This window comes from Pseudomonas sp. NMI760_13, from assembly GCF_021283245.1.
Classification (GTDB): domain Bacteria; phylum Pseudomonadota; class Gammaproteobacteria; order Pseudomonadales; family Pseudomonadaceae; genus Aquipseudomonas; species Aquipseudomonas peradeniyensis.
Map to the genome: position 1 here is coordinate 1 of NZ_JAJSRC010000035.1, position 24,682 is coordinate 24,682.

Genomic DNA, 24,682 nt, shown 5'->3' on the forward strand with positions numbered 1-24,682 from the left:
CTGCTTTAATGCCGAGCGTTTGGGCGCGGGAAACAAACGCTTTTCAAAGCAGCAGCCGCGAAGCGGATGCCGCCCTGCTCTTTGGGAATGGAAGCGCGCCACCGCTGGGTGGATCTGCTCGGCAGCCTTCGGTAGGACGCGGTAAGCCAGGACTATCCAGAGCCAGGCCGCGTGCAAGGGGACCGTGGAATACCGCAGGGAGCGCAGCGAGTGAGGATATGCCGCGAAAGCCCCTTGCAGGCAAGGCCTGGTGGCGGATAGGCCATTGGGGCGTCCGCTTCCTACCGATGGTTGCTGAGCTAGCCGCAGTGGTTGCCATGGAACGACCGGCAAGCGGAGCGCGCAGGCCGAAGGCCGGAGGCGTGAGGATGGAAGCCCGAAGGGCCAAGACCCGGCGTGCTTCTGGCCGGGGCTTGGTTCACGACAGCCGCCCCCCGGAGGGGGCACGCACAGGACTGCACCTTACTGGGTCCGTCCAGCCGGATGCAGCGCTTCATCAATGCGTTTCGGCGTCATGGAGGATGCAGCATCCGGCACCAATATTTCGATGCGAGTGGTGGTCGGTGGATGCTCCTGCAGATAACGCACTTTTTCCTGGTACTTCTGATCAAGCCGGCGTTGAAGCATATGCCGCGAAGCGAGCATTTCAACCGTCAAAAGACCTACACCGGCAATCGCACAGAGAACCACGGGTAGCCAGTTGCGCCGTTTGGTCTTGCGTTTCATGGCGAGCCTCGTCAGTTGTCCAGGCGCAGCCCGCCGCCTTTGAGGCTGGCCAGCTCGCTGAGCAGCAGCTCGCGCTGCGACGGTGTGATTTTGTTGAGGTACTGCAGCTTGGCCAATGTACCGAGTACAGCGCCGTAACCCATGAGGGGATAGGTCGGATCGGTTCGCCGCCGACGCAACGAATCCTCCAACTGATCCATGGACTGGGCCATCGCTGAGAACTTTTGGCGGATCTCATTGAGGGAGGTGGGCCGGTTTACCAGGTTCGGGAAGTAGTTGGCCAGGCCGGGCCGATCCGAGTCCATCAGGCACTGAATACCCAGCTCCAGATCCTCGCGGGCGGGAGCGGTGGCCACCGACAAAGCCCCCTCGATCTCGGCAACCGAAGCCGTCTCCAGCCACAGCAGCACATCGAGGTACGCGGTCAATTCCTGTTCCGTTCGTTCGTCCATGGCTCAATCCTCAAAATCCATTTCATCGCTGGCATCGACAACCAGGGAGCGGCACTGTTCGGCACGACGCATCAAACTGATGCCCTTACCTGGCCAGAGTGACGCGGCGGCTTCGTACAGCTCGGCGGCTGAATACCACTTCTTCCGATGCTCTGCCAAGCGCGCAGCGGTATGCAGGGCCTGGCTGGAACGTTGGGCTTTGCTCATGGTGAGATCGCGGAACATGGTGTATCTCCTTCGCGTGGTTTCCCGGGGACGGTTGCCGCCGTCTTGACCGGGAAGGTGAGGCGCCCCGGGCGGGGCGCCAGTCGTTATGCTGCCTTGTCGAGGTTGCTGGCCAGCGATAGGCCGACCGCAACAGGTCGTACCCACACCGGCATGTGGCTGAGCAAGAAGGTTTCGCCCTGCTTTGCCAGCAGGAGGGTTTGGGCCATGACGCCTGCAATAGCCTCGGCGGCTTTTGGCGGCACGGCATTACCGATCCGCTCGCGCCACGCCTGATCGCTCAAGCCGTCCAGCTCAAGCATTTCCTCCGGGTCGACCAGGCTTTGCAGCGCGGCCATTTCCAGGGTGGTGAATGGCCGGTGCCAGGTTCCGTCGAGGCTCTGAATCACGCAGGTCAACCGATCATTCGCGGCTGGCATACGCGGATCTGCCACGCTCCACCGGCCATTGTCCAAGCGCGCACTGGCGGAAACAGCGCCGGCCAGGCCCTCCCACGGCACCACGCCATAATGCCCCCCGGTGAGGTAGGCATCGCCTTTCACTCGCCGTAATCCTGGGCGTGGGTCTTGTACTGCAAAGGCGCCCTGCCCTGTCGTGCTGCCTGCAATGACCGTACGTGCGGCACCATCCCAGCGGGTCACGTTGTATTTGCCATGGCCACCAGCTGCACCACGCGGATCTGCCACGCTAAACGTGCCCTGCCCTGGCGACTTGATGCCGATGATTGCGCCGCTCGGGTCCTCCCAGCGCCGTACGCCATATTGTTGGTACTGCGCGGCACTGGCTGGGCTGCGCGGATCTGCGACGGAAAATGCGCCATTGGTGGGGCCAGTTTGACCGGCGACCGTGCCCACTGAATCACCCCAGCCGCGCACGCCGAGATAACCGGAGAATGCTTCCGGCACAATCACAAAGTCGCGCAGGTAGCCATCTTCGATGGCCAACTGATCGAGGCTGCGCCAGTCCTTACCGGCCTCGACCAGGGCAAGGCGTACCCACGTTTTCCATTGCAGTGCAGGAACGCGGTGCATCGGGCCGGCGCGCTCGATATCGCCCGGCAGCGGCATGCGGCCAAGAACAGCACCGACCGATTGCAGGGACTTTTTCTCCGGCTCATAGAGGAACGGCGGCACCTTCTCGACGTGCCGGGCCACCAACAGGAAGCGCTTGCGGCTTTGGGCCAACCCGCCCAGCTCCCCGCAGTCGTGGGTTGTCTCATTCACGGCATAGCCGAAGAAGTTCAGCACCTGGACGATCTGATCGAGCAGGTGGCGACCACGGGTGGCCAGGCGTGGCACATTCTCGAACACGATCAGGCTCACCGGGTTGTGCTGCCAGGCTTCGCACATGAGCCACACGCAGCGCAACGTCAGTTCATTGAGGGCCTGATATTTGGGGGTGAGGCTCAAAGCCTCGGACAACAAGCCAGAAGCCCCCTTGCAGGGGCTGCTGATGAACACCACATCGGGATCCTGGAAGCCCGCAGCGCGGCGTATGTCTGCCGGCGTAGCCTCTCGCCATTCGGCGGGCGGCTCCTTGCCATGAAAGGCGGTGTACTGCTCGCGGGTGAACAGGTCCATTTGTGTACCTGGTACGCCGGCCAAGCGGTCGAAGTCGCGCAGCGCGCCGGCGTCCACATCGACGCCGCCAATGCAGCGCCATTCTGCCTGCAGGTGGCCAACTACCTCTTTGTTCTGGTTGAAACCCTTGGCGCCGCCGCCAAGCCCGCAGCAGAAATGAAAGTGCTTGAGCACATACCTTGTAAGCATGTTCGTCATCCGTCACGAATGCCCGGACACCAGGTCCGGGCGGGGCTGTGGTCAGAGGGCGCGGGCAGTTGCCTCGGCCATATCGCGGAAGATCTCGGCGTGCAGTTCCAGCGGGAACTCCGCGATGACTTCGCGCTGGCCGATGCCGGAACGCTGAGCGACGACGGTGTACATGGTGACGGTGGCGGGGTCTTGCCCTGGGCGGGCCTGGTGGGATGGCTCGACGGTGAAGCCGGCGAACTCGCGCAGCTGCGCGGCTGAGCTGAAATAGAACAGGTGGGTTTCGATAGCCATTGGTGAATCTCCTTCGCTGTGTGCCCGGAGCGGTTGCCGCCGCTGGTTCCAGGCTGTCGAAGCAGGATTGCTTCGACGTACCCAGTATCGCAAAAGCAAAACCTACTGTCAACTATTGGTCAAATCTAATGTGACCGTAAGTTGATTACTGCCATAGCTCCATCTGCTCGGCGGTGATGTCGACCACGGGTATTCCTGGTGTGCGTGAGTCCAAGGCGTTGTCAGGATCTCGCAGGGTGTCGGATAGCTTGGCGAACCGTGCTCGATCAGTAGCGGTGCGCTTGACGTTGAAACCCTCGTCCACAACGTCGTTGACCCGTGCCCACTGATTCCAGGCGAAGCTACGGCCCAGCCCTACCGTGGTCGTCGTGCTGGGGAATCCATCGGCATTGCGCACCAGGTCTTCCCATGAGGCACCGAACTGCACCGCGTCGAAACGACTGTGCTTGCCGGTGAGCGCGTTGCGTTCCAGCAACAGGGCACGCTCCAGCAGATCCGGGTGATTCGCGGCAAGCCAATACAGCTCCCAGTGCTTGGAAGCTGGGCAGAAAAAGCAGGCCGATTTGATCGGCACCAGGTCCGCACCGAGGGCCTGGGTGATCGACCGTACGCAATCGCGCCGGGTCCAGCGGACCAGTTGCAAGGGATAGACATAATCGAAGTCGGCGTCGGCTGGTTTGATCGCCTTAGACCGGCGCAGGTCGGCTTTGCCGCAGTCATACCCGATCAGCTTGACGATGCGCTGCCCGGTTGCCTGGGCATGCTTCCAAAGTGGGTGGGGGGACCTGGCGTTGGGGCCGGAGCGAGCGCCCTTGAGAAACTGATCCTGGGGCACCTGCTTCCACTTCACCGAACAGGACTTCATGCCAAAGGCCAGGCTAGGCAACGTTTCGTTGGCCATGCAGTTGCCGTACAGATCCTGGTATTCAGTGGTCGGCTTGGGCTTTTTCCGGCACACGCTGACAGTCGGCCAGCCCCACGCCCGCAGTACGGAATCCATCGCCTCGATGTGGGCCAGCGTCTCGGGCTTCTCTGCGCCAGTGTCGGCAAAGGTGATGATATCCGGGCGCAACCCTGCCGCGTGCAGAGCTACCAGCATGGCCGTGGAGTCCACGCCAGATCCGAAACAGACGGCCAGCAGCCGCCCTGCCAACGCAGTGCGCAGGGCCTCGACCTGGGCCAGGGATAAAATGGGCTGAGCGCTGTCCAGTGGACAGCCGCGGCTGATCGCGTTCATGCGTGCTCCTTCGCAAGTGCCCGGAGCGGTTGCCGCCGCTGGATCCGGGCACTGTGGGGGTGATTACTCGGTGTCGTCGCCTATCAGGTCGCACAAGCTGGGGGCCAGATCGACTATGGCCGCCCTGTTGTTCGGTCCTGTCACCTCAAACACGCAGGCGCTGTCGGGATCACCATCTGCAATACGCGATTGGAAGTAGTGGCGGGCACACGCCTGTGCTGCCGCCCGGTGGTCGCCTTCAACGTCAACATCAACAGTCCATACAACTCGATAGCTAGGCATTGGGGTTTCTCCTTCGCAGTGCCGGAGCGGTTGCCGCCGCGTGTACCGGCTAGGGTTACTTGCCTTCGAAATAGGTGGGTCGCTGGGCCAGCTCGCGGGCAATCAATTCATCCGCGAACAATGGCGCTTGTTTCTCTATCCGCCGCTCAAGGTTCTTGCGCCGTACCTTGCCCTTGGCCTCGTCGCTCCAGCGCCTCACCGCTTGCGAGGCTGGGAAGTCCAGGCAGACGCCATAGCCTGCTGGGCGGGCCTCCCACGCCTTGCGCATTTCCTCGGGGAGCTTCTGCCCTGCCGGCGCCTCGATCACCAGCAACTCAAAGGCGCCAGGGCAAGGCAGGTGAGGCATACACCAGCGTAGGGAGTAGCGCCACATGGGCGGCGCTACCTGCTGGGTGGCCATCACGCAAAGTCCCACTGTGCCTGATCCCAACCCGGCAGCTTGCGCTGGGCCGCTTGGCGGATGCTGTGCAGGGTGCGGAATGCCTCGGTCGCGTAGTAGTCGCGATTTTGGTTCGACTGGTACTCCAGGCATTGAATGAGCTTGAGGGCTTCAAGGGGGGTGGGTTTGCGCACGGTTTCATCCAGCCCGAACAGTTCGGCCCTGAAGGTTTCGCCCGGATAGCGCGCACGAACCGAGCGCAGGTTTTCGTCCAGCAGTTGCTGGCCCTGGTCGGCCAGGATTTGGTAGGTCGTCGCATCGGGCTTGCCGGTGCAGCCGAACATGAGGATGGCGGAAATATGGAAACGGTCGACGATATAGGCGCTCATGGAAATCTCCTTCGCAACGTGCCCGGAGCGGTTGCCGCCGCTGGTTCCGGGCTGTTGAAGCGGTATTGCTTCGACCTGGTTAGTATCGCAAAGGGGCTTGCATAAGTCAACTATCAGTCAAATCTAATTTGACTGATAGTATATTCCACTTGCTACGCAGCCCGAGCGTCTGGAAGGACGTTGCCGGCATAGTATTCAGCTATCTGCTCGTTCACCTTATCCAGCAGATCCAGGCGCAGGAACTCCAGATGGAGCGTGCCTTTCTTGAAGGCTTTAGCCCGGTAGATCTCGTTCTCGAACACTTCCCCAGCCTGAAAGGCAGCATCCATAGCTGAGGTCAATGCGTGAGGCTGGAAGGGCTTGCCATCGAGCGTTTGAAATACCCTATCAAGGTCATTCAGCTTGTCTTTTGCCCACGAACCGTACCGGATGCAAAGACCACTTGTGAACGAAGATTCGACCATGCCTTCCATGATGACTTTCGGGCCGATGCGGAACGGCTCTTTAGCGTTTGTGCGGTAGTCGTCAGATAGATACCGGAACACATTGAAAACCCCACGCTGGAACATCGATTCGGCGTTTATGCGCAGGTCAATGAACGTCGCGCTAATTGTCGATGCGGTGAATTCAGGCGGGGATGGGCAAAGGCTTTTCTCAAACTCCGCGACGGCCTCCGCGTCCATGAGCTGTTTAAAGCCGGTCATATCGAACGCCCGGCGCCATAGGGAGGTGTCCAGTTCGCGGCGCACCCTGTCCTGGTCTTCCCTGATTTTCCCGGCGTGAGGCATCAGATAGCGACCATGAGGCGCTAGGACTTCCTCGGCCATCTCAAGTGTGCGGCGTGCATCTGCCATCAGGCGCAGCGCTTCCTCGCGGGCAGTTAGCAGATCGTCCAGCGTAGTAGGTAGCGCCAACTCTTTGAAAATAGACATTGTTCTGACTCCTTCGCAACGTGCCCGGAGCGGTTGCCGCCGCTGGTTCCAGGCTTGTCTAAGCGGGATTGCTTCGACGGATTCAGTATCCCAAAAGAAATTGCTTGCGTCAACTCTAGGTCAAATCTATATTTACCATAAATTGACTTTCTCGCATGCGAGAACCTTGTTCAATCGTGATTTATAAGCTACAATCAATCCCATGAAGACAATTAAACAAACCGCCACGTACAGGAACTGGGAACGCAAGCTGCGAGACAAGCAGGCCAAAGCCATCATCGCTGCGCGAGTCTTCCGCGTTGCGCATGGTCTGCTTGGAGACGTTCAACCAGTGGGCCAAGGGATCAGCGAACTGCGTATCCACCACGGCCCCGGCTACCGCGTGTATTTCCAGCAGCGCGGTAACCAGCTGGTCCTGTTGCTGTGTGGTGGGGACAAGAGCAGCCAAGCGCGGGATATCGAAACCGCCAAGTCCTTGGCCAGCCAGTGGAGTGACGATGAATGAAAGAACAATTTTACGACTACGATCCCGCTGATGCGCTGACCGATGCTGAGTCCATCGCAGTATTCATGGAGGACGCATTCGAAACAGGCGATGCGGCCTATATCGCAAAATGCCTGGGTGTCGTGGCCCGCGCCAAAGGGATGACCGCCCTTGCCAATGAATCTGGCCTTTCCCGCGAACACCTTTACCGGTCGTTCTCGGACAAGGGCAATCCGACCTTGAAAACCCTGCTGGCCGTGATGCGTGCCGTTGGCCTGGACCTGACAACACGCAAGCACGTTGAACCGGCACACTAACAACCCAAAAGGAGTCGCTATGAACACGGATCTGATCGTCAAAAGGATTTTGCTCACACCCGTGGCAGCTGGCTTTGGGTGGCTCGTTGCCACCATGATTGTGATCGGCCTTAACCTGGCCTTACCTACCGTTTCAGTCCCATGGATAGAGCGCGCTGGGCCTATCGGCGCCATTGTGGGCATCGCCATTTTTTACTGGATGACCTGGAAAGATGGTCGCTCGGCCACGCGGAAAGGTTAGGCCCATGCCGAGAATTAGCCTTAGCAACAGACTGCGTGACTGGTCGCGTCTATGGGTACTTTCTGGCGATGACATTTCCTGCCAGGAATGCGGAATGGCAACCCGAGCCAGTGAGCCGGACAGAATATTTGTGCATGGATACGGGTGCAGCCTTCAAACCCCAAACCATCAGTTTCCTTGGCGAGATCTGGCTGAGGCAATGGCCAAGCTACCTGGTAAAACCAAAGCTGCCCGTGCCCAAGACCCCTGCTATTACGTGAAATAGGCACCATCCACACAAGGAGTAATACGCACATGGAAAACATCGCTTGCATGACCAAAAGGCCGCGTTACGCCCTCGCTTGGGCGGTATGGGTGGGCGTCGCCGCGTGGGCATCGCTACATTCCCCCTACCCTGGATTCACTGGCTGGGACTATGTGTTATTCGCGTTCCTGGTCATGGTGCCCAAGGGCATAAATGGCGAGTTCCCCGCGTTGACGGATAGCCCTGATGATCTGACGCCGGAGAGAAAACGCCGCTACGTCTATACGCTGATCACGCTGGGGCTTTTTGCCTGCTTGCTGTCACGGCACGTCTCCATTCTCGACAGCCCCCTGGTGCGTGTATTCATCGGCTGAATCAACTGTCCAGAGCGCTTGACCGCAGGCGCTCTTGCAGATCTGCTTTAATGCCGAGCGTTTGGGCGCGGGAAACAAACGCTTTTCAAAGCAGCAGCCGCGAAGCGGATGCCGCCCTGCTCTTTGGGAATGGAAGCGCGCCACCGCTGGGTGGATCTGCTCGGCAGCCTTCGGTAGGACGCGGTAAGCCCGGACTATCCAGAGCCAGGCCGCGTGCAAGGGGACCGTGGAATACCGCAGGGAGCGCAGCGAGCGAGGATATGCCGCGAAAGCCCCTTGCAGGCAAGGCCTGGTGGCGGATAGGCCATTGGGGCGTCCGCTTCCTACCGATGGTTGCTGAGCTAGCCGCAGTGGTTGCCATGGAACGACCGGCAAGCGGAGCGCGCAGGCCGAAGGCCGGAGGCGTGAGGATGGAAGCCCGAAGGGCCAAGACCCGGCGTGCTTCTGGCCGGGGCTTGGTTCACGACAGCCGCCCCCCGGATGGGGGCACGCCCGTGGCGCGCTGGCTCGTTTCCCCCAGCGTTTACTGGTGGATTGCTCAAAAAATAGTTGCCATACCTGTCAACTCTTGCGACTATTAACCCAGTCAGATGATCTTTGCGAGACCTGGCAAAGCGGCTCCTAACCGCGATGCCGAAGAAAACCGCCCTCCTACGGCGGTTTTTTTTCGCCCAAAAAAAGCCTGGTCAGCCCCCTTTTGTGATGGCACAGCGACAGCGGAGCCGGTAATATCGCGGGCAGTCGTTTGTGGCATGTTTGTACCGGGTGGGGTGCCCCCGTTCTAAAGATTCAAAACACTGCTGGGGACGCGGGCCTAGGAATCCGCGCGGATTTGATCCCTGGTTAACATCAGCCCCGCCCGCGTCTCGCAGAGATCATCTGACTTGCTATCTCGTCGTCGGCCTGTGTTCCGGAAAAGCTGCGATAGAGACAGAGGCCCGCACCGTGAGGGTCCTTGGAATGCATAAATTCCTTAAAGATCTCACCATCCAGGTTGTTGCAAAGCTCCTGGTTGAGTGGATCCGCGATAGTTGGAACGGCTAACACCTGACTGACGGAGGAACCCGCTGCGGCCTGGCCAACGCGGGTTTTCTTTTGCCTGTGATCCGGCTCGCTCGCCGGCATCGGCCCCCCAGCGGGCAAAAAAAAGCCCCGCCATCGAGTAGCGGGGCCTACAGCTGTGTTACTAATCAATCAAGGTGGTCACGAATCCAGAGCCAGGCCCTGTACACGTTTGTCAGCTTGGCCAGGAAATCAGCCACGTTGACCACCTCTATGAGACGCTTTAGCGTTTTCATAGAACCCCCAAAAAGGTAGGTCCCTGGCCCGCCGCACTTACCGGACAGTGCAACGGTTTCACTGATCAGCCCCGTAAGGGTGTTGACGCTATCAGCGAACCAGAGTGTTCATCGGCCCTCTCCATTCCCGGCGCGTTGTCCAGACGCGGTGGAAAGGCCCCCCAAGGCAGCAAGCCGCCCGGTGCTCTACTTCATACCGCAAAAACCATGACCGAAAAAAGCCTTTTTACGCGTTTGTGAAGTTTATTTTTCCGAATGACGACGGGGGCTTGACGATGCCCAGCAATGCCGCTAGGTGGCGGCAACAGGCTGATAAACTGGGCATATTCGCTCAAACTCCCAAAAAAATTGCGTTAGCCAAAATGATGATCGCTTTACTCGGCGCTTCGGTGAATCTTCCGATGATCAATTTTGATCATTGCGCCGGTCGCTGTTCGGCTATTGCGCAACCAGTACCACTGTATTTACTATCGGCCTTGTTGACGCTATCAGCGAACCGCGAAACGAACGTCCATTCGATTCGCACAAACGAACCGCCCGTCCAGGCGGTTTTTTTGTGCCCGAAATTCGCCGCCGACTTCGCCGGTGAATTCGGCGTTCGGTGCGTAGCAGCGCCTATCATAGGCAGTTCGTTACCAGGTTTGCACGAACACCATGACCGAGAACGACTATACCTTCGCTGGTGCGGGCTGAGCCTTTTATACCAGCGGCTCTAGCCGCATCGCTCGACCTGAATTACTGTATATGGATACAGTAATTCACGGTGCCTTATGAACGCGCTTACTCCCCTCCCCCTCGCGGCTTCCGATCAGCTGCTGCAGGTGCTTGCCGGCTGTGCTGCAGGCGGCTTTCCGAGTCCAGCAGCTGACTATTACGAGCCACCACTTTCCCTGGATGAACTGATGAACATCCGCGCCCCGCATGTCTGGATCGTCCAGGTAGAAGGCGACAGCATGCGCGATGCCGGCATCTTCGACGGGAGCCGCCTGGTGGTCGACCGCTCGATCACGCCCAGCGCTGGGCATATCGTGCTGGCCTACGTCGACAACCAGCCGCTGGTGAAGCGGCTGGCCAGGTCGCCGGCAGGCTGGATTCTTGAATCGGCTAACCCCGCGTACAAGAGCATCGCGCCCAGCGAGTACGGCACCATCGAGGTGTTCGGGGTCGTGACTTGGGATCTCACGCAGCATGCACAGTGAACCTCGGCCCGTCTTCGGCCTGGTGGATGTGAACTCGTTCTACTGCAGCTGTGAGCGCATTTTCAGACCGGAGCTGCGGCAACGCCCAGTCGTTGTTTTGAGCAACTCGGACGGTTGCATCGTGGCTCGTACGAACGAGGCGAAAGCCCTTGGGTTGAAGATGGGGGACCCCTACTTCAAGGTGCGCGGCTTCTTGGAGCAGAACGGCGTCGCCGTTTTCAGCAGCAATTACACCTTGTATGGCGAGCTGAGTCATCGCGTGGGTGTGGCCATCGAATCCCTGGTACCGGACTGGGAACGGTATTCGATTGACGAACTGTTCGTGCGACTCGACGGGCTACCTGAGCCGATCATTGATGTAGGCCGGGCGATTCAAGCCCGAGTGCTGCAGTGGACTGCCCTACCGGTAGGAGTAGGCATCGGCCACACGAAGACCCTGGCAAAGGCGGCGCAGCACGCCTCGAAAGTGTGGCGAGAGAAAACAGGCGGCGTGGTCGACCTGCGCAAGCCCGAGGCGGTCGAATGGCTGCTCCGGCGAATGCCGGTTGATGAAGTGTGGGGGATCGGTCGCCGTATGCGTGACAACCTGGCCCGCGACGGAATAAGCACGGCCTGGGAGCTGTCGCAGGCCGAAGCGCGAGCGATGGGCCGCAAGTACAGCGTTGTGCTTGAACGGACCATCAGGGAGCTGCAGGGCGAATCCTGCATGGACCTTGAACAGTCCACGCCTGCCAAGCAATCGATCTGCTCAAGCAGGATGTTTGGCCAGCGTGTGCATACGCTCCAGGGCCTGCAGGAGGCGCTGGCGACCTACATTCACCGCGCCGCGGAGAAGCTGCGCCGGCAGCGCTCGCTGTGCGGTGCCCTGCGCATCGGCATCCAGACTTCATTCCATGGCGACGGGCCGAAGTACGCCAACGCGGCCTCCTGCATACCCGCATACCCAACGGATGACGTTCGGCAGCTGACCAAATACGCGCTGCAGGCGGTAGGGGAGATCTATCGGCCCGGCTTTGCTTACAGCAAGGCCGAGGTGCTGCTGATGGATCTGCGCAAGCGGGGGGAGTACACGCAGGACCTGTTCAGCCCGAGCCAACCCGAGCGCTCGGACGCTCTGATGGCTACCATGGACAAGATCAACCGCCGATGGGGCCACGACTGTTTGCGGACTGCCGCTGTCCCGCTGACGCCGGATTGGGGCATGCGGCGAGCATTGCTAAGCCCCAGTTACATGACCAGCTGGGACCAGCTGTGGAAGGTACAATGCCGGTAATTCTCGCGTGCGAGAATCAGCTTTTGCGGCTGGCCAGCCGCTTGCGGCGTACGCCAATGCTCGCACGGGATACTCCGGCAAGCTTGGCCACCAACGCATCTGGCACCTTCCCTAACAGGTGGTCGTAGCGGGACGCTACAGACACACGCTTATAGGGTTGAATACCCAAGAAAGCGCAGCGCTGCACAATCACTGGGTACGGCACGCCAACCTGCCGGCAAATTTCAGTCGGGGTCATGGTCGCCAACAGTGACTCATAACCCAACCAGGGGCCGTGGTAGTCGGGAATGGGAGTAGGGGGGCTGTCACCAGGTATTGGTTGCACAGGTTCAAAGCCCAGTCCTTCGCGGACTTCCTGAACCATGGCCAGATCGACGCTGGCCAACCGGGCAATCTCCTGGTCACTGACATAGCCAAAGAGCGATTTGTAGGGCCGCAGGTCATGACTGAGCGGCAACACCTGTTTGCGGGGTGCGGGCCGGAACACCGGCAGAATGCCCAGCGACTCGCGGTAGGCTTTGACACTTTTGTTGGTGACGCCACAACGCGCAGCGATTGCACTGTCGGGGGCAAATCCCAGCAGATTCTTGTAGGGTTCTATCATCTGGCCGACCGACCAGGGCGCAATCCCAAGTTGCTCACGGCGGCGCCGGATCCTGTGCGGGGTGGACCCGATCAAACGGGCAAGCTCAACATCCTTGAGCTTGCCCAGTTTGCAGTCGTACCACCGGGCTTGCCCCACAAGCTCCCAGTCGACGGTCGCCATGCTACGGATGCCGAGCTGGTGGGAAGGCTGGAATGTTCAGGCCACGCGGGTCTGAACTGGCATCCCAAGACCACCACCCGGTCGGCCCGTAGTGCTGGGCGTAGTAGGCGCACTTGACCTGCTTGCGGGCCAGGTACTTCGGATCCTGACGGCCATACACTTCCATCGGCACCTCTCTGCCGGCGCCGACGTCCATCAGCCAGAAATCGGGAAAGACCTGCTCCTGCCCAGCATCGAAACGCATGGGCTTGATGAACCGGCGCCCTTGCTCGCGCAACAGCGCCTCGATCACACCCTCGTAGCCAGATTCAATGGGGATCCATTCATCACTGACGACCATCAGGGCGACGTTGAGCGCTTGGGCTTTGCTGGCTGAGGTGGGCTGATCGGTCTGAACAATAGCGATGACGCGCCGCCCTTCACGCCAACCGCGCAACGCAGCCTCGTAGCTCCGGGCGGTTCTCTGCCAAAGATCGCCGTCAGTGAACAGACGCGGAATGCCGTTGAAGCCGGTGATGGTGATGTACCGGTCCATGGTCTGCTCGCGTTCCTCGGAGTAGCCGGCCAGCGGGGCAATGACGACCAAGCGGCGGCTGTTCCTCATTGCGCTGGCCACCTTGAGGCTGTTGGCGTCGGCCTGCTGGCCAGCTGAGTTCGTCGCAATGACCAGGGCATCGCCAATCCTCATGCGCGAAGCCAGCATGCGGTCGGCAGCTTGCTGCAGCCGACTGTGAATCAGCCCGAGGCCGCGCTTGCCGGCCATGCCTGGCACCCACTGATTGAGGCCCGCTTCGCTCCATAGCAGATGCAGCAGGCCACCCAAGGTCATCGCCGGCTTCGTGGGCTTTCCGCTTGATGGGGCAGGGGCGGTGCCCTCCATCGGCTGAACTTCTGCCGGATCCTTCTTGCGCAGCGATAGGGTGAGTTTGACCTTGAGGTCACCGTCCTTGGTTTCCTCGACCACGCCTTTGCTGTAGGCGCCTAAGCCCGACTTGTCGGGGTCGGGCGAGTAGTACAGGCAATCAAGCGCATGCTCGGCGCCGGTGTGGGGATAGCGGGATAGGTGGAAAGAATCCTTATCTGACCTGTGCCGTACGGCCAACCTCCGCGTGCCTTTGCCTGGGCACAGGCAGCGGACCAGGGCATGGCCGTGTGCCTTCTGCAGCACGCCTTTCCACTGCACCGCATAGCTTGGCTGGGTCTGGTAAGCCTCCGAATACTGCTCGGCCTTTTCGCCAAGCCCGATGCTTACCGCATACCGTTGATCTGCCATAGCTGCTTCCTCCGTGTCGCTGTGAAATCTCCCGTGCTCGATGTACAATGAGCAGGTGGATTTTTGCTCCTTCGCAAAAACCTAGAAACCCGCAAGCATTGCCGTGCTGCGGGTTTCGTCTTTTTGGGGCCTGGCTAAATCAGGCCTTGAAGTCGCCAAGCTCGATGACTGGCGTAGCCTGTGCAATGTCGATCTGCGTGGTGCGACCATCAGCCGTACGAAACGCCATGTTCATTGGCGGTGCAGGATCGTCCTGCAGCTGGGCCACGCAGCGCTTGTTCAACAACTCGAAAAGCCACTCGGCATCATTGACCGCATCCACCGGATCACGCGGTAACGCTTGCTGCAAGCTGTGCCTAAACCAGTGCGAGCTGGTGGGATCAGCCAACGCAGCTGCAATTTCACTGTCTGCCTCGCTGGCCACCAGTGCCTTGTCTACCGGCTGAGTTGTCGCCTGGATGGCTAACTGATCGATGGCACGCAGTTCATGCTTGGTCGCCTCGTCCAGTCCGCTGTCGAAGTTGGTCAGCTGGGTGAGGGCGGTCAGTTGCCACCAGGCCGAAGAAACACCCTCATTGCGGTCCACGCCGTTGGGCAGCGCCAAGGCACCGGTCAGCTCGACCAGGTGCTGCTTGGCGGATTCGATCAGCGTCCGCTGCAGCTGTGCATAGCGCTCGTCAGACATGATCGACTTCCCCAGCTGCCGGTTCTTGCTTGGCCTCCAGGGCCGCAACGACGGTGCAGTGGTCGAGCGATACCGCACCGGACAAACCGGCAACAAAAATCACGGCTTGGCCACACATCACCCACGCTTTGCCTCGCGTTTCGTCGCGGTGCGTTTCACCCTGGCCATACAGTTCTTCGTAGCTGACCAAGGCGCCATGTGGGTAATCGCTGTTCCAGTCGAAGCATTGGGCCTTGGCGTGCAGCTCCTGTTCTTCGAAAGTCCTGTTGCTTGGCTGTGGCATCGTGAATCTCCCTGAATGATGATCGCGGTTAGCTGTTGCTGTGTGGAATCGACGGCATATCAGGCAACATGCCGTCCAGCGATTCCTGGGCGGGTGGGTCCATGCCAGGGCCTGCAGGCAATTGAATGTCGCCGTCTTCCATCGTTGGCAGCTGCTTGAGCTTGGCATCGCCCAAATCGGCCTGGTCCTCTGTCGAAACCAGCACCCGTGCGTTGAATAGGGCGTACTGCAGATTGTCCCGCTTGTCGGCCCAAGCGATGCGGCTGTTCACCACATAAGCGAGCGTGCCACCCCGTTGGCCACCTACGCTGATGGTCTGGATCCAGTTGTGCTTGGTCAGAATGGCGATAGCGCGTTTTGTGGTGGCCACCGATGTTTCCATCAGTTTGGCCAGCGTGGCCTGGCTGATAATGAGCGCGCCTTGCTTGTCCATGTGCTGCACCAGGATGTGCATCAACTGGGCGGCGCGGGGCGCCTGCGCTGTCAACGCGGCCCATGCTTCGTGGCCAGCGCGTTCAGTCTGCACCCAAGTGCCGCGCTGGGCAGGCTGCGCATAGGCGCGGATCTCGTTATTGTCACTGGCCATTGGGCCTCCTACAGTGCTGTTGCTTGATCGATATCGAGCAAATTTGTCAGATATCGTTCATGAGTCACGCATACCCTAGCTCATATGGTGAGCGATGGGTAGCTCATACTTGCACGTTATCTCTCAAATCTTGTGCGATATCTCTCACCAATGAGCTAGGGGTAGCTCATGGAGGGGGGGTAGCTCATACGGTGAGCTAACCTAGCTCACGGATAATGAGCTAGGGGTAGGTCATAGATAGTGAGCGATGGTCGCTCACGGATCATGATCGGAGGTTCGTGCATACTATGAGCGAGGTGCTGCCCTGCAGGCCGCGTATTACAAGGGCTTGTAGTCGTGGTTCTTATGATCTCCTAACGCTTGCTCCATTTGCATTGGCTGTTAGGGCCTCAAAGTCGCCTGGCCGGCGGCGGCCAGTCGTGAATGGCTGACAGACTCCGGCTTCGCCTGCGCTAGTCAACCATTCCCGACCGGCTCGACTGAAAGCTCGTCACGAATACGCATGACAGTTGTGGTTGAACAGTTGGCATGGCGGGCCGTGGCGCGGATCCCGAGGTTGGCACCCAGCAGCTCGCGCACACGCTTACGCAGATCCTCGTCCACGGGCCGGCCCTTGTACACACCTGCCGCCTTTGCTTTGACGATGCCCTGGTGCTGTCGCTCCCGGCGCTGCTGATAGTCCTTACGGGCAATTGCCGCCATCATGTCGATCATCATGTAGTTGATGGCCGACAGCATGCGATCTGTGAATTCATCGTTGGTGGGCAATGTCATGCCCTGATGGCTGGTCGGCAGATCGATGGCGACGATACGCAAACCTCGCTGGTCTATCGCGCCCTTGAGTTCCCGCCAATCCTGATCACCCATGCGCGATAGTCGATCGATACTCTCCACCAGCAACACATCGCCCCGCCTTGAATCTTTCAATAGCCGGATCAGCTCGGGTCGGTTGGCATGCGAGCCGCTGGCGTTCTCCATGTAACTGGCTGCAATGGCGAGGCCGAAGCCGGCGACGAATGCTTCCAGCTGATCACGGGCGCGGCTAGCGTCTTGATCATCGGTCGAAGCTCGTAGGTAAGCGCGGATGAACATTGGGGATACCGTATCAGTATGGGTGTACTCAAATCAGTGTATCAGAATGGGTGTTTTTTTTGTTTCTGCGCCGAAGGGGTAGGGCAGGGCATATCTGTGCCATATGGGGTATACCCATTTGTGACGATATAGTTTCCCGGTCCCCGAAGTGACGAATGCGAGGGTTGGGCGCCTGGCCAGCCGCCTAGCCCGTGGGCGCAATGTCAGTCAATTCGTCACTTTAGGGACCGGTCCATTCGTCACTCCAGGGACCTGGATCAGCCTTGCAGTTTGCTGAATTCGCGATACAACTGCGCCAAGAGAGGTTGAGCGGCTTCCAACTCGGCCAGTTCTGCCGAGGTAACTTTTCGATGTTCCAAAGCGCTTACCACGGGTGCTGCCAGCTTCTTGGCTTCTTCCTCGCCGAAGTCTTTGACCCATTGGTCATATCCGCCTGGGTATCGGCCCTGTTCTCCGGCCTGACGCAGATCAAACAGCGCCTGGTCATCCTCTTGGTGCGCGTGCTTCAACTGCTCAGTCCATTTCTTTCGGTCTGACAGCTCAGGGCCGAAGATTTCGAGCAGCCGGGTATCGGCCAACGTACGCAGTGAACGGTTGATACCCGCCAAGCTTTCCTGCAATGGCTGCAGCAGCTGGGCGAGATCCTTATCGGTTGGGGTGGTCATGGTTCAACGTCCTTGGTGGTCATGGAATGTGTCTGCCAGTACCGAAGCCGTTCGGCGTCGGCCTCCAGCACGAAGCGATCAATCATTTCGGCAGGTGCGCAGATCTGCGCGCACCGCCAGCCCTCCGGGGTCTGTGTCAGGTAACTGGAATAGATCTTGTCGCGGATGGCCAAGGCGCGCTGCTTGGTAAGTCCGTGCGCATTGGCGACCGCGACAAGGCCCTTGCCTTCGACCAGGATCTCGAAGGCTACGTCGAGGCTGCGTGAGTGCATTTTCGACTTGGTGCGGATCCGCTCGAATTCCTCTCGGGGGATCCGCAGGTCCTGGTCAGGATGCCGGGCGGTCATTCAGAGCCTTTCCATCGCTCGGCCAGCTGCGCACGGGCTTTCTCCAACTCGGCCTTGAGGTAGGTGTTTTCCGAGGTGAGCGTTTCCACCTGTGCTGAAAGCACAGCGTTTGCCTCGCGCAGTTTGCCCAACTGGTCATCGAGCAGGGTTTGCTGGGTCGAGTTCCCCGGTGCGCCTTTTTCGGATCCTTTCTTGGATCCGCCGTTATGTACGCGGAGGGCTTTGGTGTTGCGCAATGTGGTGCGGACCTCCTGGCGGAGATTCAGGTCTTCATTGCCCTCTGCGCGCTCCAATAGATCCGCAGCAGCTTGCGGGTCCAGTTTATCGAGGCGGCTGATATCGTTGACCGTCGAGATATCCGCAGTGATGCCACGAGCGACCGCCTCGCGGCCTGCGCCTTCCTTGGTGACGTTCACCAGATAGGAAAGGCGTTCAGCCACCCAGTTGATCCCTTTGGACCATTCAGCAGCGACCTTCTCCAGGGTGCCGAGCCTGTCCTTGTCTTCCTGCAGGGCAAGTGCCAGTTCCAGCTGAGTGAGGTTTTCGCTGTGAACGTTTTCGGACCGCTGAATGCGCTTCGCTTGAGCATCGGTAAGGTCTTTCACCGTCACTTCGACCAGCACACCCGCAATGATGCACGCCCTATAACGGCGTTCACCGGCAACCATCAGGTACTTGAAGCCTGACTCAGGGTTTGGGTGCGGTCGTATTACGCAGGGTTCGATCTGGCCGTTTACCAGAATGTCGTCCGCCAGTTCCCGTAGCGATTCGTCAGAGAATCCTGGGTTGTCTTGGCTACGGATCTGCTTCACACACTCGATTTCGCCAGGGTTGACCTTTTCAATCAGCGCACCTTCATTGGCCGGGCGCTTTTGAAAGTCAGAAAGCTTTTTGGCCGTCGCCGCAACTGCACGACCAAAGGAGTTTTTCTTCTCCGTCATGATTCAATCCTCACTCCGCAAAGACCTTGCTAAGCACCGCTGCGCAGGCCCGTTTCATTTCTTTACCCGCATCCCGCTGACTCCCGCTGCGAGCTTTACGCCACACAGGGTTGCCGGCTGCCAGAGATTTGTTGATGCAGGGGCGGTGGGTGATTTGTTCGTTGAACATGGCCTCGCCGTGTTCCTCGCGAAGGCTCGGCAAGATCTCCAGTTCTTCGCTTGAGCGGCTATTGATGAGGTTCGGCAAGAAACCTAGGAAACGCAGGCCCGGGTTGTATTGATCCTGCACAGTTTCAATTGTGGCCATCAGCTTCGGCATGCGAGCCAGGGTGAATGCGCTGATGTTGAACGGAGTGACAACTGAATCAGAAGCCGCTAGGGCGGCAATCATGCGGCGCTGCAGGTTCGGCGGAGTATCGATCAAGCAAAGGTCGAACTCGTCATTGAAGCGGTCCAGAGCCTTGGCGAGATTGGTTACAACGTCCAGCTCCATATCATCCACATCCAGCAGCGCTACGTCGGCCTCGATAAGCCAGATGTTGGGCGCAACCTGGCGGGGGACGAAGCCGGCGTGCTCGTCAGTGAAAAGCTGACTGGCCATGAGGTAGGGCGTATCGTCGCCATCCTCGATAGGGGGGAAGAACTGCGACAGGTCGCTTTCGTCCAGGTCGAGTACAAGCACACGTTTACCTTGTTCTGCTGCATAGCAGGCCAGGTGGGCTTCAAGGGTGGTTTTGCCAACGCCACCCTTTTGGTTCGCAACGGCAGTGCGTTTCATGGTGACCTTCCTATGATCTCCGGTGGAGCAGTGGATTGAACGTGGGATCATGCTTGCATCAGTAAACCCCATAGTCAACCCCTAAAAAGGGTTTACTAGATTTTCTCGCATGCGGGAAATTGATAAGGGTCACGGATCAGCGCTGTGGCTTTCTCGCATGCGAGAAAGGTAGGGAAGGGAGTTGCTACACTGCGCGCACGTCAACATGTGTCGTACGGGATGGTTTCCTTGCGTACAGATCCTGTTGGCCAGGGTGGCAGTTCGGGGCGGCTCCCAGCTGCCACCTGACCACCCTCCAAAGCTCGTCCTAGACCGTTCGTCGGGCAATCTGAGCAAAACCTATTTCTCGTTGTCTTCTGCGCGAGGTGTCTCATCCCCGAAACACCTTGTTACCCGGCACGAAGCCGGCGTCCGTGCATTGCAGATGCCAGAAATATGGATATTTCCTTTTCAAATCAAAGACCTATTCAAATCACACCCTTACCAGGCGTTAGCCAGGGGCTTGGCCGTTCGTCGCCGAATGTGATGGATCCGATATTTCTCACAGTGAAACCTTGATTTCGTGAAATGAAAGGCATATCTTAAACCACGAAACACGGATTTCATGGATCAAAACTCGAAAGAGGGAAGAAATGCGAGGTGGGATCTAGAACAAAATCGAAGAGGACTCCAGTATCGCCCCTGTATTTGGCCAAGAGCTGCCCAGGGGAAGAGATGCAGAGCCTAGAGAAGAAAGATCTGGCGGTTTTCGCCGTCGCCCAGCCGGATTACCGAGTGATCCTTAATGAAAGGCAGGATAGCGACGGTCGGAAATGGGAATTAATCATTGAGAGCCCTTCAACGGGACAACGCTTCAACGTAGTAACCTCGTTAGGGAAAACACGGTTATTTAAGAATGCCGATACTGCTATCGACTTCATAAAGGATACCTGCCCTAACAATCCTAATAAGGCAATAACCGTAACGTACGGGGGTTCCCCGTCATGATCAAAGAGGCAATGGTATGCAACTCTCTGCTCGCAAAACTCAACGCAACGTAGGTATCAACGACAAACAAACCTGGCGGACCTGGCTCAAGGACAAAGCCACTGCAACTCTGAAACAAGTTCTCTCGCAAAAGACTCCATCGCACAAGGCATTGATGCGCGATGACTGGATGGCCAAGGCCACCAAGATCGCAGTGTTGGGGTCGCTGTTCTCCTTCGCAATCCTCCCTGAAATCGCCAACGCGGCAATGGATTTCAGCGGCCTGAAAAACCTGGCCAAGGACGTAGTGTCCTTCCTCATCTTTGATATCGGCTACTACCTGGGCATCGCAGCCATTGCGTTCTGCGGCTTCCAGGCCAAGTCGGGGCGCATGTCGTGGGGCCAGTTCGGCTGGGCTGTTGCCGGCGTGTTCCTGGTGTTCTTCTCGCCAAACCTGGTCGATACCATCAAAACCGGTGCGCAAACCGCACTGAAGTGAGGTAAGCGATGGCCGAGTACGACGACCTTGAAGAAGGTGAAGTGCTCGTATTGGCAATGGCCCGGCCTTCAATGGTCGGACCATTCACATTGTCGAGCATTCTTATAAGTCTGATAGCACCCGTGCTGTTAGCACTGTTGATTCGATCACTGTACCCGTTGGGTCTTATCCCAGTCTTGTTTGTCATTTCGTATTGGATATGCAGTAAAGACGTATATCTATTCGGAGTTCTACAGGCAGCAAGTAACTTGAAGGCATCGCGGTTACGCAAACTTTGGGGGTATCGCAGTTATGCGCCTCGTTGATAAAGCATTCAAAAAGCTGACGCGAAATATGGATCTTTCGCTTGGCGTTCAGCATCCAGAAGCTGCGGCATTGGATGATGATGAAATGCTGGTGAGCGCAATGGTGCCGTATGACGTTCACTACGATGACGAAACCGTTATCACCAGCGAGGAAGCGCTGGTTCAAGTCATCAAAGTGGACGGCCTCTTGTTCGACTCGCTTTCCGCCGAGCAGATCAAGCGCTTCGAGCAGCAGCGCAACACTGTGTTCCGCACCATCGCAAGCAGTGACCTGACTGTCTACGTCACGTTCGTGCGCCGCAAGGTGACCGACTTTCCTGATGGCGTAGGCGGTACCTGGTTCTCCCAGCAGTTCAACAAGCGTCTTCGCCAGCGCTACGAGAGCCGTGGTTTCTACATCAACGACATCTACATTTCGTTGGTAAGAAGGCGTTTTCGTGCGGGTATGCCAGGTCTGATGGATCGGGCTATCGCGCTGATGACCGGTACCGAGGCCACTAAGAATGAAGCGGAATCGCTGGATGCGATGGCCGACTCGCTCTACAAGGCCTCCAACCTGGTGCTGCGTAGCCTGGCTGACTACGGTACTCGCCGGCTACGGGTGCAGCGTCATCCTGAGCCGCGTATGGGCCGTATTGATCGTGAAACTGCGTTCAACGCCGTGCAGCGTTTCCAGCTGCAGTGGCATGACTTCAAGGCAACGGTTGGTGATCACGAAGTCTACGAAGCGGAAGCCGTGCATGACTTCCTGGGTGAGGAATTCTGCGAGCTGAGCAGTTTCTTCAACTACCTGATCAACCTCGACAACCGCAAGGTGCCCGTATCGGACCTGCTGATCAGAGAGTCGCTGCCATACGCCCGGCTGAATTTCCGGGTCCTGGCCAACATGTGCGAGATCCGTGGCAGCACCGAGTCGAAAATCGGCGCGATGCTAAGCATGGGCGAATGGCCGCGCCGTACACCGTCGCGCATGCTCGACAAGTTCCTGCAGCAGCCGGTGGAGTTCATCATCACCCAGTCGTTCACCTTCCAGAACCGGATTGAGGCTGAGCAGGGGATGCTGGATGAAACCCGTCGCATGACCGTGGACGACAAGCACAACATTTCTGAGGACGACCAGAAGGAACTGAAACAAGGTATCAGCGACCTCCGCCGTGGCAATGCGGTCAATGGTGCGCATCACCTGACCATTTTCGTGCATGTGCCATCGCTGCCGATGACTACCGAGGCAAACCGGGAGATCAACCGCAAGCGCCTGGATCATGCGGTTGGCCTGGTGGAAGGTTGCTTCGTTGAAATGCTGGTCAAGCCAGTGCGTGAATGGTTCGCTCTGGAAACCTTCTTCTGGTCGCAACTACCGGGCCAGAAAGAAGCGCTGATCGGTCGACGCGGCAAGATCAAGTCCAGCAACTTCGCCGGGTTTGCATCCTTGCACAACTACGCCCGGGGCCGTCGCGATGGCAACCTGTGGGGGCCTGCGATCACCGCCTTTGAGACGGAGAGCTACACGCAATACAACTTCAATTTCCACCGTGAAATGGAAGGCATGGTAGCGGGCCACTTAGGCATGGCGGCTGATACCGGCATGGGTAAAACCACGCTGCTGACCCTGCTGGTTTCCGAGGCAGACAAGGCTGAGCCGCTGGTGTTCTGGTTCGACAACCGCTTTGGGGCAAAGGTGTTCATGAAGGCTATGGGCGGCGTTCACACCACACTTTCCCCGCACAGCAACATGCGCTGGAACCCGCTCAAGCTGCCCGATACGCCGGAGAACCGTGCGTACCTGGTTGATTGGCAAGTACAGATGCGCGAGTGCTACGCCTCGACGCCGACCAGTGCCGAAGACATTACCCGGTTCAAGGCAGCAGTGGAGGAGAACTACGGTCTGCCGCTTGCTGATCGCCGCCTGCGTAATGTGGTCTGGACCTACGGCCAGGGCGAGCTGGCCGACATTATGGCCATCTGGCATGGCGCCAAAGGTGTTACCGGCGCTAATGCGGGTGTGTTCGACAATGCCGAGGACTCCATCGACTTCTCGCAAGCGCGGCACTACTGCTTTGAAATGATGGAGCTGCTCAAGGGGGGGGAAGCCCGTCCCGAGCTGCCTGTCGTGATGAGCTACCCGCTGCATCGGATCGAGCAGGCCATGAATGGCCGCCCGTTCATCCTGGTGCTGGAAGAAGGCCAGAACCTGGTCAAGAACGAGTTTTGGCGCAAGAAAATCGACAACTTCATCATGCAGATCCGCCGTAAGAACGGGCTGATTATCTTCGTGACGCCGGATGCCAAGTATTTCCGCAGCGAAACGGACTCCATCGATAAGCAGACCGTCACCAAGATCTACCTGGCCAGCGACCAGGTGAAAGATGAAGACCATGAAAACCTGACGGTGGCCGAGCGGGAATGGCTACGCAAGCTCAACCCGAAGGAACACAAATTCTTGATCCGTCGTGGTCGGGAATCGGTGCGGGCTTGTTTCGATCTCTCGTCGGATAACCCTGATGAGGACCTGTCCGACTTTATCCCGGTCCTGTCCTCGAATGACGTTGGTGTCGCCCTGATGGATCAGATCATCGAGCGCCTTGGCACCGACGATCCAGCGGTCTGGGTACCTGTGTTCATGCAGGAAGCCAAGGCCAAAAACACCCACAACTTGAAGGCGGTTCGATGATGACAACTATCAAGAAACTCGGCTTGGCAGTCGCCGTATCCATGGCCATTAGTGGCCAAGCGCACGCAGTCGGTGTGCCGACTGGTGACGCCGGCACCTGGGCGGCTCTGGCGCAGAACCTGGCTGTGCTGCAGCAGCAGTACCAGACGCTGAAAGACCAGTACGAGACGCAGGGCAACATCCTGAACAACCTGCAGGGTGCTTACGGTCGTGGCGCGATTGGCCTGAACGAGTCGATTAACTCGGCCTCGGTCGTACCTGGCTCTTGGCAAGAGGTGGTGTCTCGGCAGAACAGCGGCGCTTACGGAAGCAAGCAGAGCTACTACGAGCAGTTGATCAACACGTTGCCGCAGGAGCTGTTCACCGCACCGGAAAGCAATCGTGCCAAGGACTACCAGCTCAGTTCTAACTCGGTTGTGGCTGCGCTGTCCGCAGGTGATGCGCTTTACAGCGAAGTGCAGGTCCATCTGAACAACTTGGCCACCCTGTCCCAGCAAGTGGACCTGACGACCAACGCCAAGGATGCTGCCGACCTGCAGAACCGCATCGCCACTGAAAACGGCATGTTGACCTCGGCCCAATCGAAGCTGCAGGCCCTGAACATGAACCTGCAAGCGAACCTGGCCAACCAGGAAAACCAGGCTACGGCACAGAACGAACAGTTCTTCCGCTGGAAAGACGAAAACTGATTCTCGCATGCGAGAAAGGAG

General features: G+C 58.6%; 29 protein-coding genes. 10 read left to right on the forward strand and 19 right to left on the reverse strand.

Features of this window, described 5'->3' with window-relative positions; genetic code table 11:
- Nucleotides 1-462: 462 nt before the first annotated feature.
- The 9 genes from LU671_RS25575 to LU671_RS25615 all read right to left on the reverse strand — a co-directional run bounded on the left by LU671_RS25575 (nt 463) and on the right by LU671_RS25615 (nt 6,685).
- On the reverse strand, nt 463-726 hold the full coding sequence (locus LU671_RS25575) for a hypothetical protein (protein ID WP_134998160.1): 264 nt from the start codon (nt 724-726) through the stop codon (nt 463-465).
- Between the two features lie 11 nt (nt 727-737).
- Nucleotides 738-1,178: a hypothetical protein gene (locus tag LU671_RS25580; RefSeq protein WP_028692286.1), complete on the reverse strand. Its 441-nt coding sequence runs from the start codon at nt 1,176-1,178 to the stop codon at nt 738-740.
- A gap of 3 nt (nt 1,179-1,181) precedes the next feature.
- Entirely contained in the window at nt 1,182-1,403 is a 222-nt protein-coding gene (locus tag LU671_RS25585) for a hypothetical protein (RefSeq protein ID WP_028692287.1), read from the reverse strand.
- Between the two features lie 86 nt (nt 1,404-1,489).
- A complete protein-coding gene (locus LU671_RS25590; protein WP_028692288.1) occupies nt 1,490-3,172 on the reverse strand; it encodes a DNA cytosine methyltransferase in 1,683 nt (560 codons plus the stop codon).
- A 51-nt stretch (nt 3,173-3,223) separates the two neighbouring features.
- Nucleotides 3,224-3,466, reverse strand: a complete 243-nt coding sequence (locus LU671_RS25595; RefSeq protein WP_028692289.1) for a hypothetical protein — start codon at nt 3,464-3,466, stop codon at nt 3,224-3,226.
- A gap of 145 nt (nt 3,467-3,611) precedes the next feature.
- Nucleotides 3,612-4,703, reverse strand: coding sequence for a hypothetical protein (locus tag LU671_RS25600; protein WP_051555741.1), 1,092 nt, complete (start codon nt 4,701-4,703; stop codon nt 3,612-3,614).
- Between the two features lie 337 nt (nt 4,704-5,040).
- Nucleotides 5,041-5,298 (reverse strand): theronine dehydrogenase, encoded by a 258-nt coding sequence (locus LU671_RS25605; RefSeq protein WP_258544309.1) that lies wholly within the window; start codon nt 5,296-5,298, stop codon nt 5,041-5,043.
- 86 nt (nt 5,299-5,384) lie between these two features.
- On the reverse strand, nt 5,385-5,753 hold the full coding sequence (locus tag LU671_RS25610; RefSeq protein WP_028692292.1) for a hypothetical protein: 369 nt from the start codon (nt 5,751-5,753) through the stop codon (nt 5,385-5,387).
- Nucleotides 5,754-5,905: 152 nt separating this feature from the next.
- Nucleotides 5,906-6,685, reverse strand: a complete 780-nt coding sequence (locus tag LU671_RS25615) for a DUF4942 domain-containing protein (protein ID WP_028692293.1) — start codon at nt 6,683-6,685, stop codon at nt 5,906-5,908.
- Between the two features lie 202 nt (nt 6,686-6,887).
- Between LU671_RS25615 and LU671_RS25620 the strand changes: the two genes are divergently transcribed.
- The 6 genes from LU671_RS25620 (at nt 6,888) to LU671_RS25645 (ending at nt 12,115) form a co-directional block, all read left to right on the forward strand.
- On the forward strand, nt 6,888-7,190 hold the full coding sequence (locus tag LU671_RS25620; protein WP_028692294.1) for a type II toxin-antitoxin system RelE/ParE family toxin: 303 nt from the start codon (nt 6,888-6,890) through the stop codon (nt 7,188-7,190).
- Nucleotides 7,187-7,486, forward strand: coding sequence for an addiction module antidote protein (locus LU671_RS25625; RefSeq protein ID WP_028692295.1), 300 nt, complete (start codon nt 7,187-7,189; stop codon nt 7,484-7,486). Before LU671_RS25620 ends, LU671_RS25625 begins: the two co-directional genes overlap by 4 nt.
- A gap of 19 nt (nt 7,487-7,505) precedes the next feature.
- Nucleotides 7,506-7,727, forward strand: coding sequence for a hypothetical protein (locus LU671_RS25630; RefSeq protein WP_028692296.1), 222 nt, complete (start codon nt 7,506-7,508; stop codon nt 7,725-7,727).
- Between the two features lie 294 nt (nt 7,728-8,021).
- Nucleotides 8,022-8,345, forward strand: coding sequence for a hypothetical protein (locus LU671_RS25635; protein WP_028692297.1), 324 nt, complete (start codon nt 8,022-8,024; stop codon nt 8,343-8,345).
- A gap of 2,068 nt (nt 8,346-10,413) precedes the next feature.
- Nucleotides 10,414-10,842 carry a LexA family protein gene (locus tag LU671_RS25640; RefSeq protein WP_028691923.1) on the forward strand — a complete coding sequence of 143 codons (429 nt, stop codon included), beginning with the start codon at nt 10,414-10,416 and terminating at the stop codon, nt 10,840-10,842.
- Nucleotides 10,832-12,115 (forward strand): Y-family DNA polymerase, encoded by a 1,284-nt coding sequence (locus LU671_RS25645; RefSeq protein ID WP_028691924.1) that lies wholly within the window; start codon nt 10,832-10,834, stop codon nt 12,113-12,115. Before LU671_RS25640 ends, LU671_RS25645 begins: the two co-directional genes overlap by 11 nt.
- A gap of 16 nt (nt 12,116-12,131) precedes the next feature.
- On the opposite strand, the gene LU671_RS25650 is transcribed toward LU671_RS25645, so the two are convergent.
- From LU671_RS25650 to LU671_RS25695, 10 genes are all read right to left on the reverse strand, one after another.
- Nucleotides 12,132-12,881: a hypothetical protein gene (locus tag LU671_RS25650; RefSeq protein ID WP_226342966.1), complete on the reverse strand. Its 750-nt coding sequence runs from the start codon at nt 12,879-12,881 to the stop codon at nt 12,132-12,134.
- A 1-nt stretch (nt 12,882) separates the two neighbouring features.
- Nucleotides 12,883-14,154 (reverse strand): DUF1173 family protein, encoded by a 1,272-nt coding sequence (locus tag LU671_RS25655; protein WP_028691925.1) that lies wholly within the window; start codon nt 14,152-14,154, stop codon nt 12,883-12,885.
- A gap of 139 nt (nt 14,155-14,293) precedes the next feature.
- On the reverse strand, nt 14,294-14,839 hold the full coding sequence (locus tag LU671_RS25660) for a hypothetical protein (RefSeq protein WP_036986388.1): 546 nt from the start codon (nt 14,837-14,839) through the stop codon (nt 14,294-14,296).
- Nucleotides 14,832-15,122 (reverse strand): hypothetical protein, encoded by a 291-nt coding sequence (locus tag LU671_RS25665; RefSeq protein ID WP_051555725.1) that lies wholly within the window; start codon nt 15,120-15,122, stop codon nt 14,832-14,834. The genes LU671_RS25660 and LU671_RS25665 overlap by 8 nt, the downstream gene beginning before the upstream one ends.
- A 28-nt stretch (nt 15,123-15,150) precedes the next feature.
- On the reverse strand, nt 15,151-15,708 hold the full coding sequence (locus tag LU671_RS25670) for a helix-turn-helix domain-containing protein (protein WP_051555726.1): 558 nt from the start codon (nt 15,706-15,708) through the stop codon (nt 15,151-15,153).
- A gap of 456 nt (nt 15,709-16,164) precedes the next feature.
- Entirely contained in the window at nt 16,165-16,800 is a 636-nt protein-coding gene (locus LU671_RS25675; protein ID WP_028691927.1) for a recombinase family protein, read from the reverse strand.
- 257 nt (nt 16,801-17,057) lie between these two features.
- The gene (locus tag LU671_RS25680) at nt 17,058-17,465 is read right to left on the reverse strand and encodes a hypothetical protein (protein WP_232857344.1); all 408 of its coding nucleotides are present in this window, start codon (nt 17,463-17,465) and stop codon (nt 17,058-17,060) included.
- On the reverse strand, nt 17,462-17,812 hold the full coding sequence (locus LU671_RS25685; protein WP_028691929.1) for a TrfB-related DNA-binding protein: 351 nt from the start codon (nt 17,810-17,812) through the stop codon (nt 17,462-17,464). The genes LU671_RS25680 and LU671_RS25685 overlap by 4 nt, the downstream gene beginning before the upstream one ends.
- Complete coding sequence (locus LU671_RS25690; protein WP_028691930.1) at nt 17,809-18,753, reverse strand: ParB/RepB/Spo0J family partition protein; 945 nt, start codon at nt 18,751-18,753, stop codon at nt 17,809-17,811. The genes LU671_RS25685 and LU671_RS25690 overlap by 4 nt, the downstream gene beginning before the upstream one ends.
- Nucleotides 18,754-18,763: 10 nt before the next feature.
- Entirely contained in the window at nt 18,764-19,531 is a 768-nt protein-coding gene (locus LU671_RS25695; RefSeq protein ID WP_028691931.1) for a ParA family protein, read from the reverse strand.
- 1,003 nt (nt 19,532-20,534) lie between these two features.
- Here LU671_RS25695 and LU671_RS25700 point away from each other — a divergent pair.
- The 4 genes from LU671_RS25700 to LU671_RS25710 are packed head-to-tail and all read left to right on the forward strand — an operon-like array spanning nt 20,535 to nt 24,661.
- On the forward strand, nt 20,535-20,996 hold the full coding sequence (locus LU671_RS25700) for a TrbC/VirB2 family protein (protein ID WP_047710201.1): 462 nt from the start codon (nt 20,535-20,537) through the stop codon (nt 20,994-20,996).
- A gap of 8 nt (nt 20,997-21,004) precedes the next feature.
- Entirely contained in the window at nt 21,005-21,301 is a 297-nt protein-coding gene (locus LU671_RS29825; RefSeq protein ID WP_011005967.1) for a VirB3 family type IV secretion system protein, read from the forward strand.
- Nucleotides 21,288-23,972 carry a type VI secretion protein gene (locus tag LU671_RS25705; protein ID WP_054890149.1) on the forward strand — a complete coding sequence of 895 codons (2,685 nt, stop codon included), beginning with the start codon at nt 21,288-21,290 and terminating at the stop codon, nt 23,970-23,972. The genes LU671_RS29825 and LU671_RS25705 overlap by 14 nt, the downstream gene beginning before the upstream one ends.
- The gene (locus LU671_RS25710) at nt 23,969-24,661 is read left to right on the forward strand and encodes a type IV secretion system protein (protein WP_036986392.1); all 693 of its coding nucleotides are present in this window, start codon (nt 23,969-23,971) and stop codon (nt 24,659-24,661) included. The genes LU671_RS25705 and LU671_RS25710 overlap by 4 nt, the downstream gene beginning before the upstream one ends.
- The last annotated feature ends 21 nt before the right edge of the window (nt 24,662-24,682 follow it).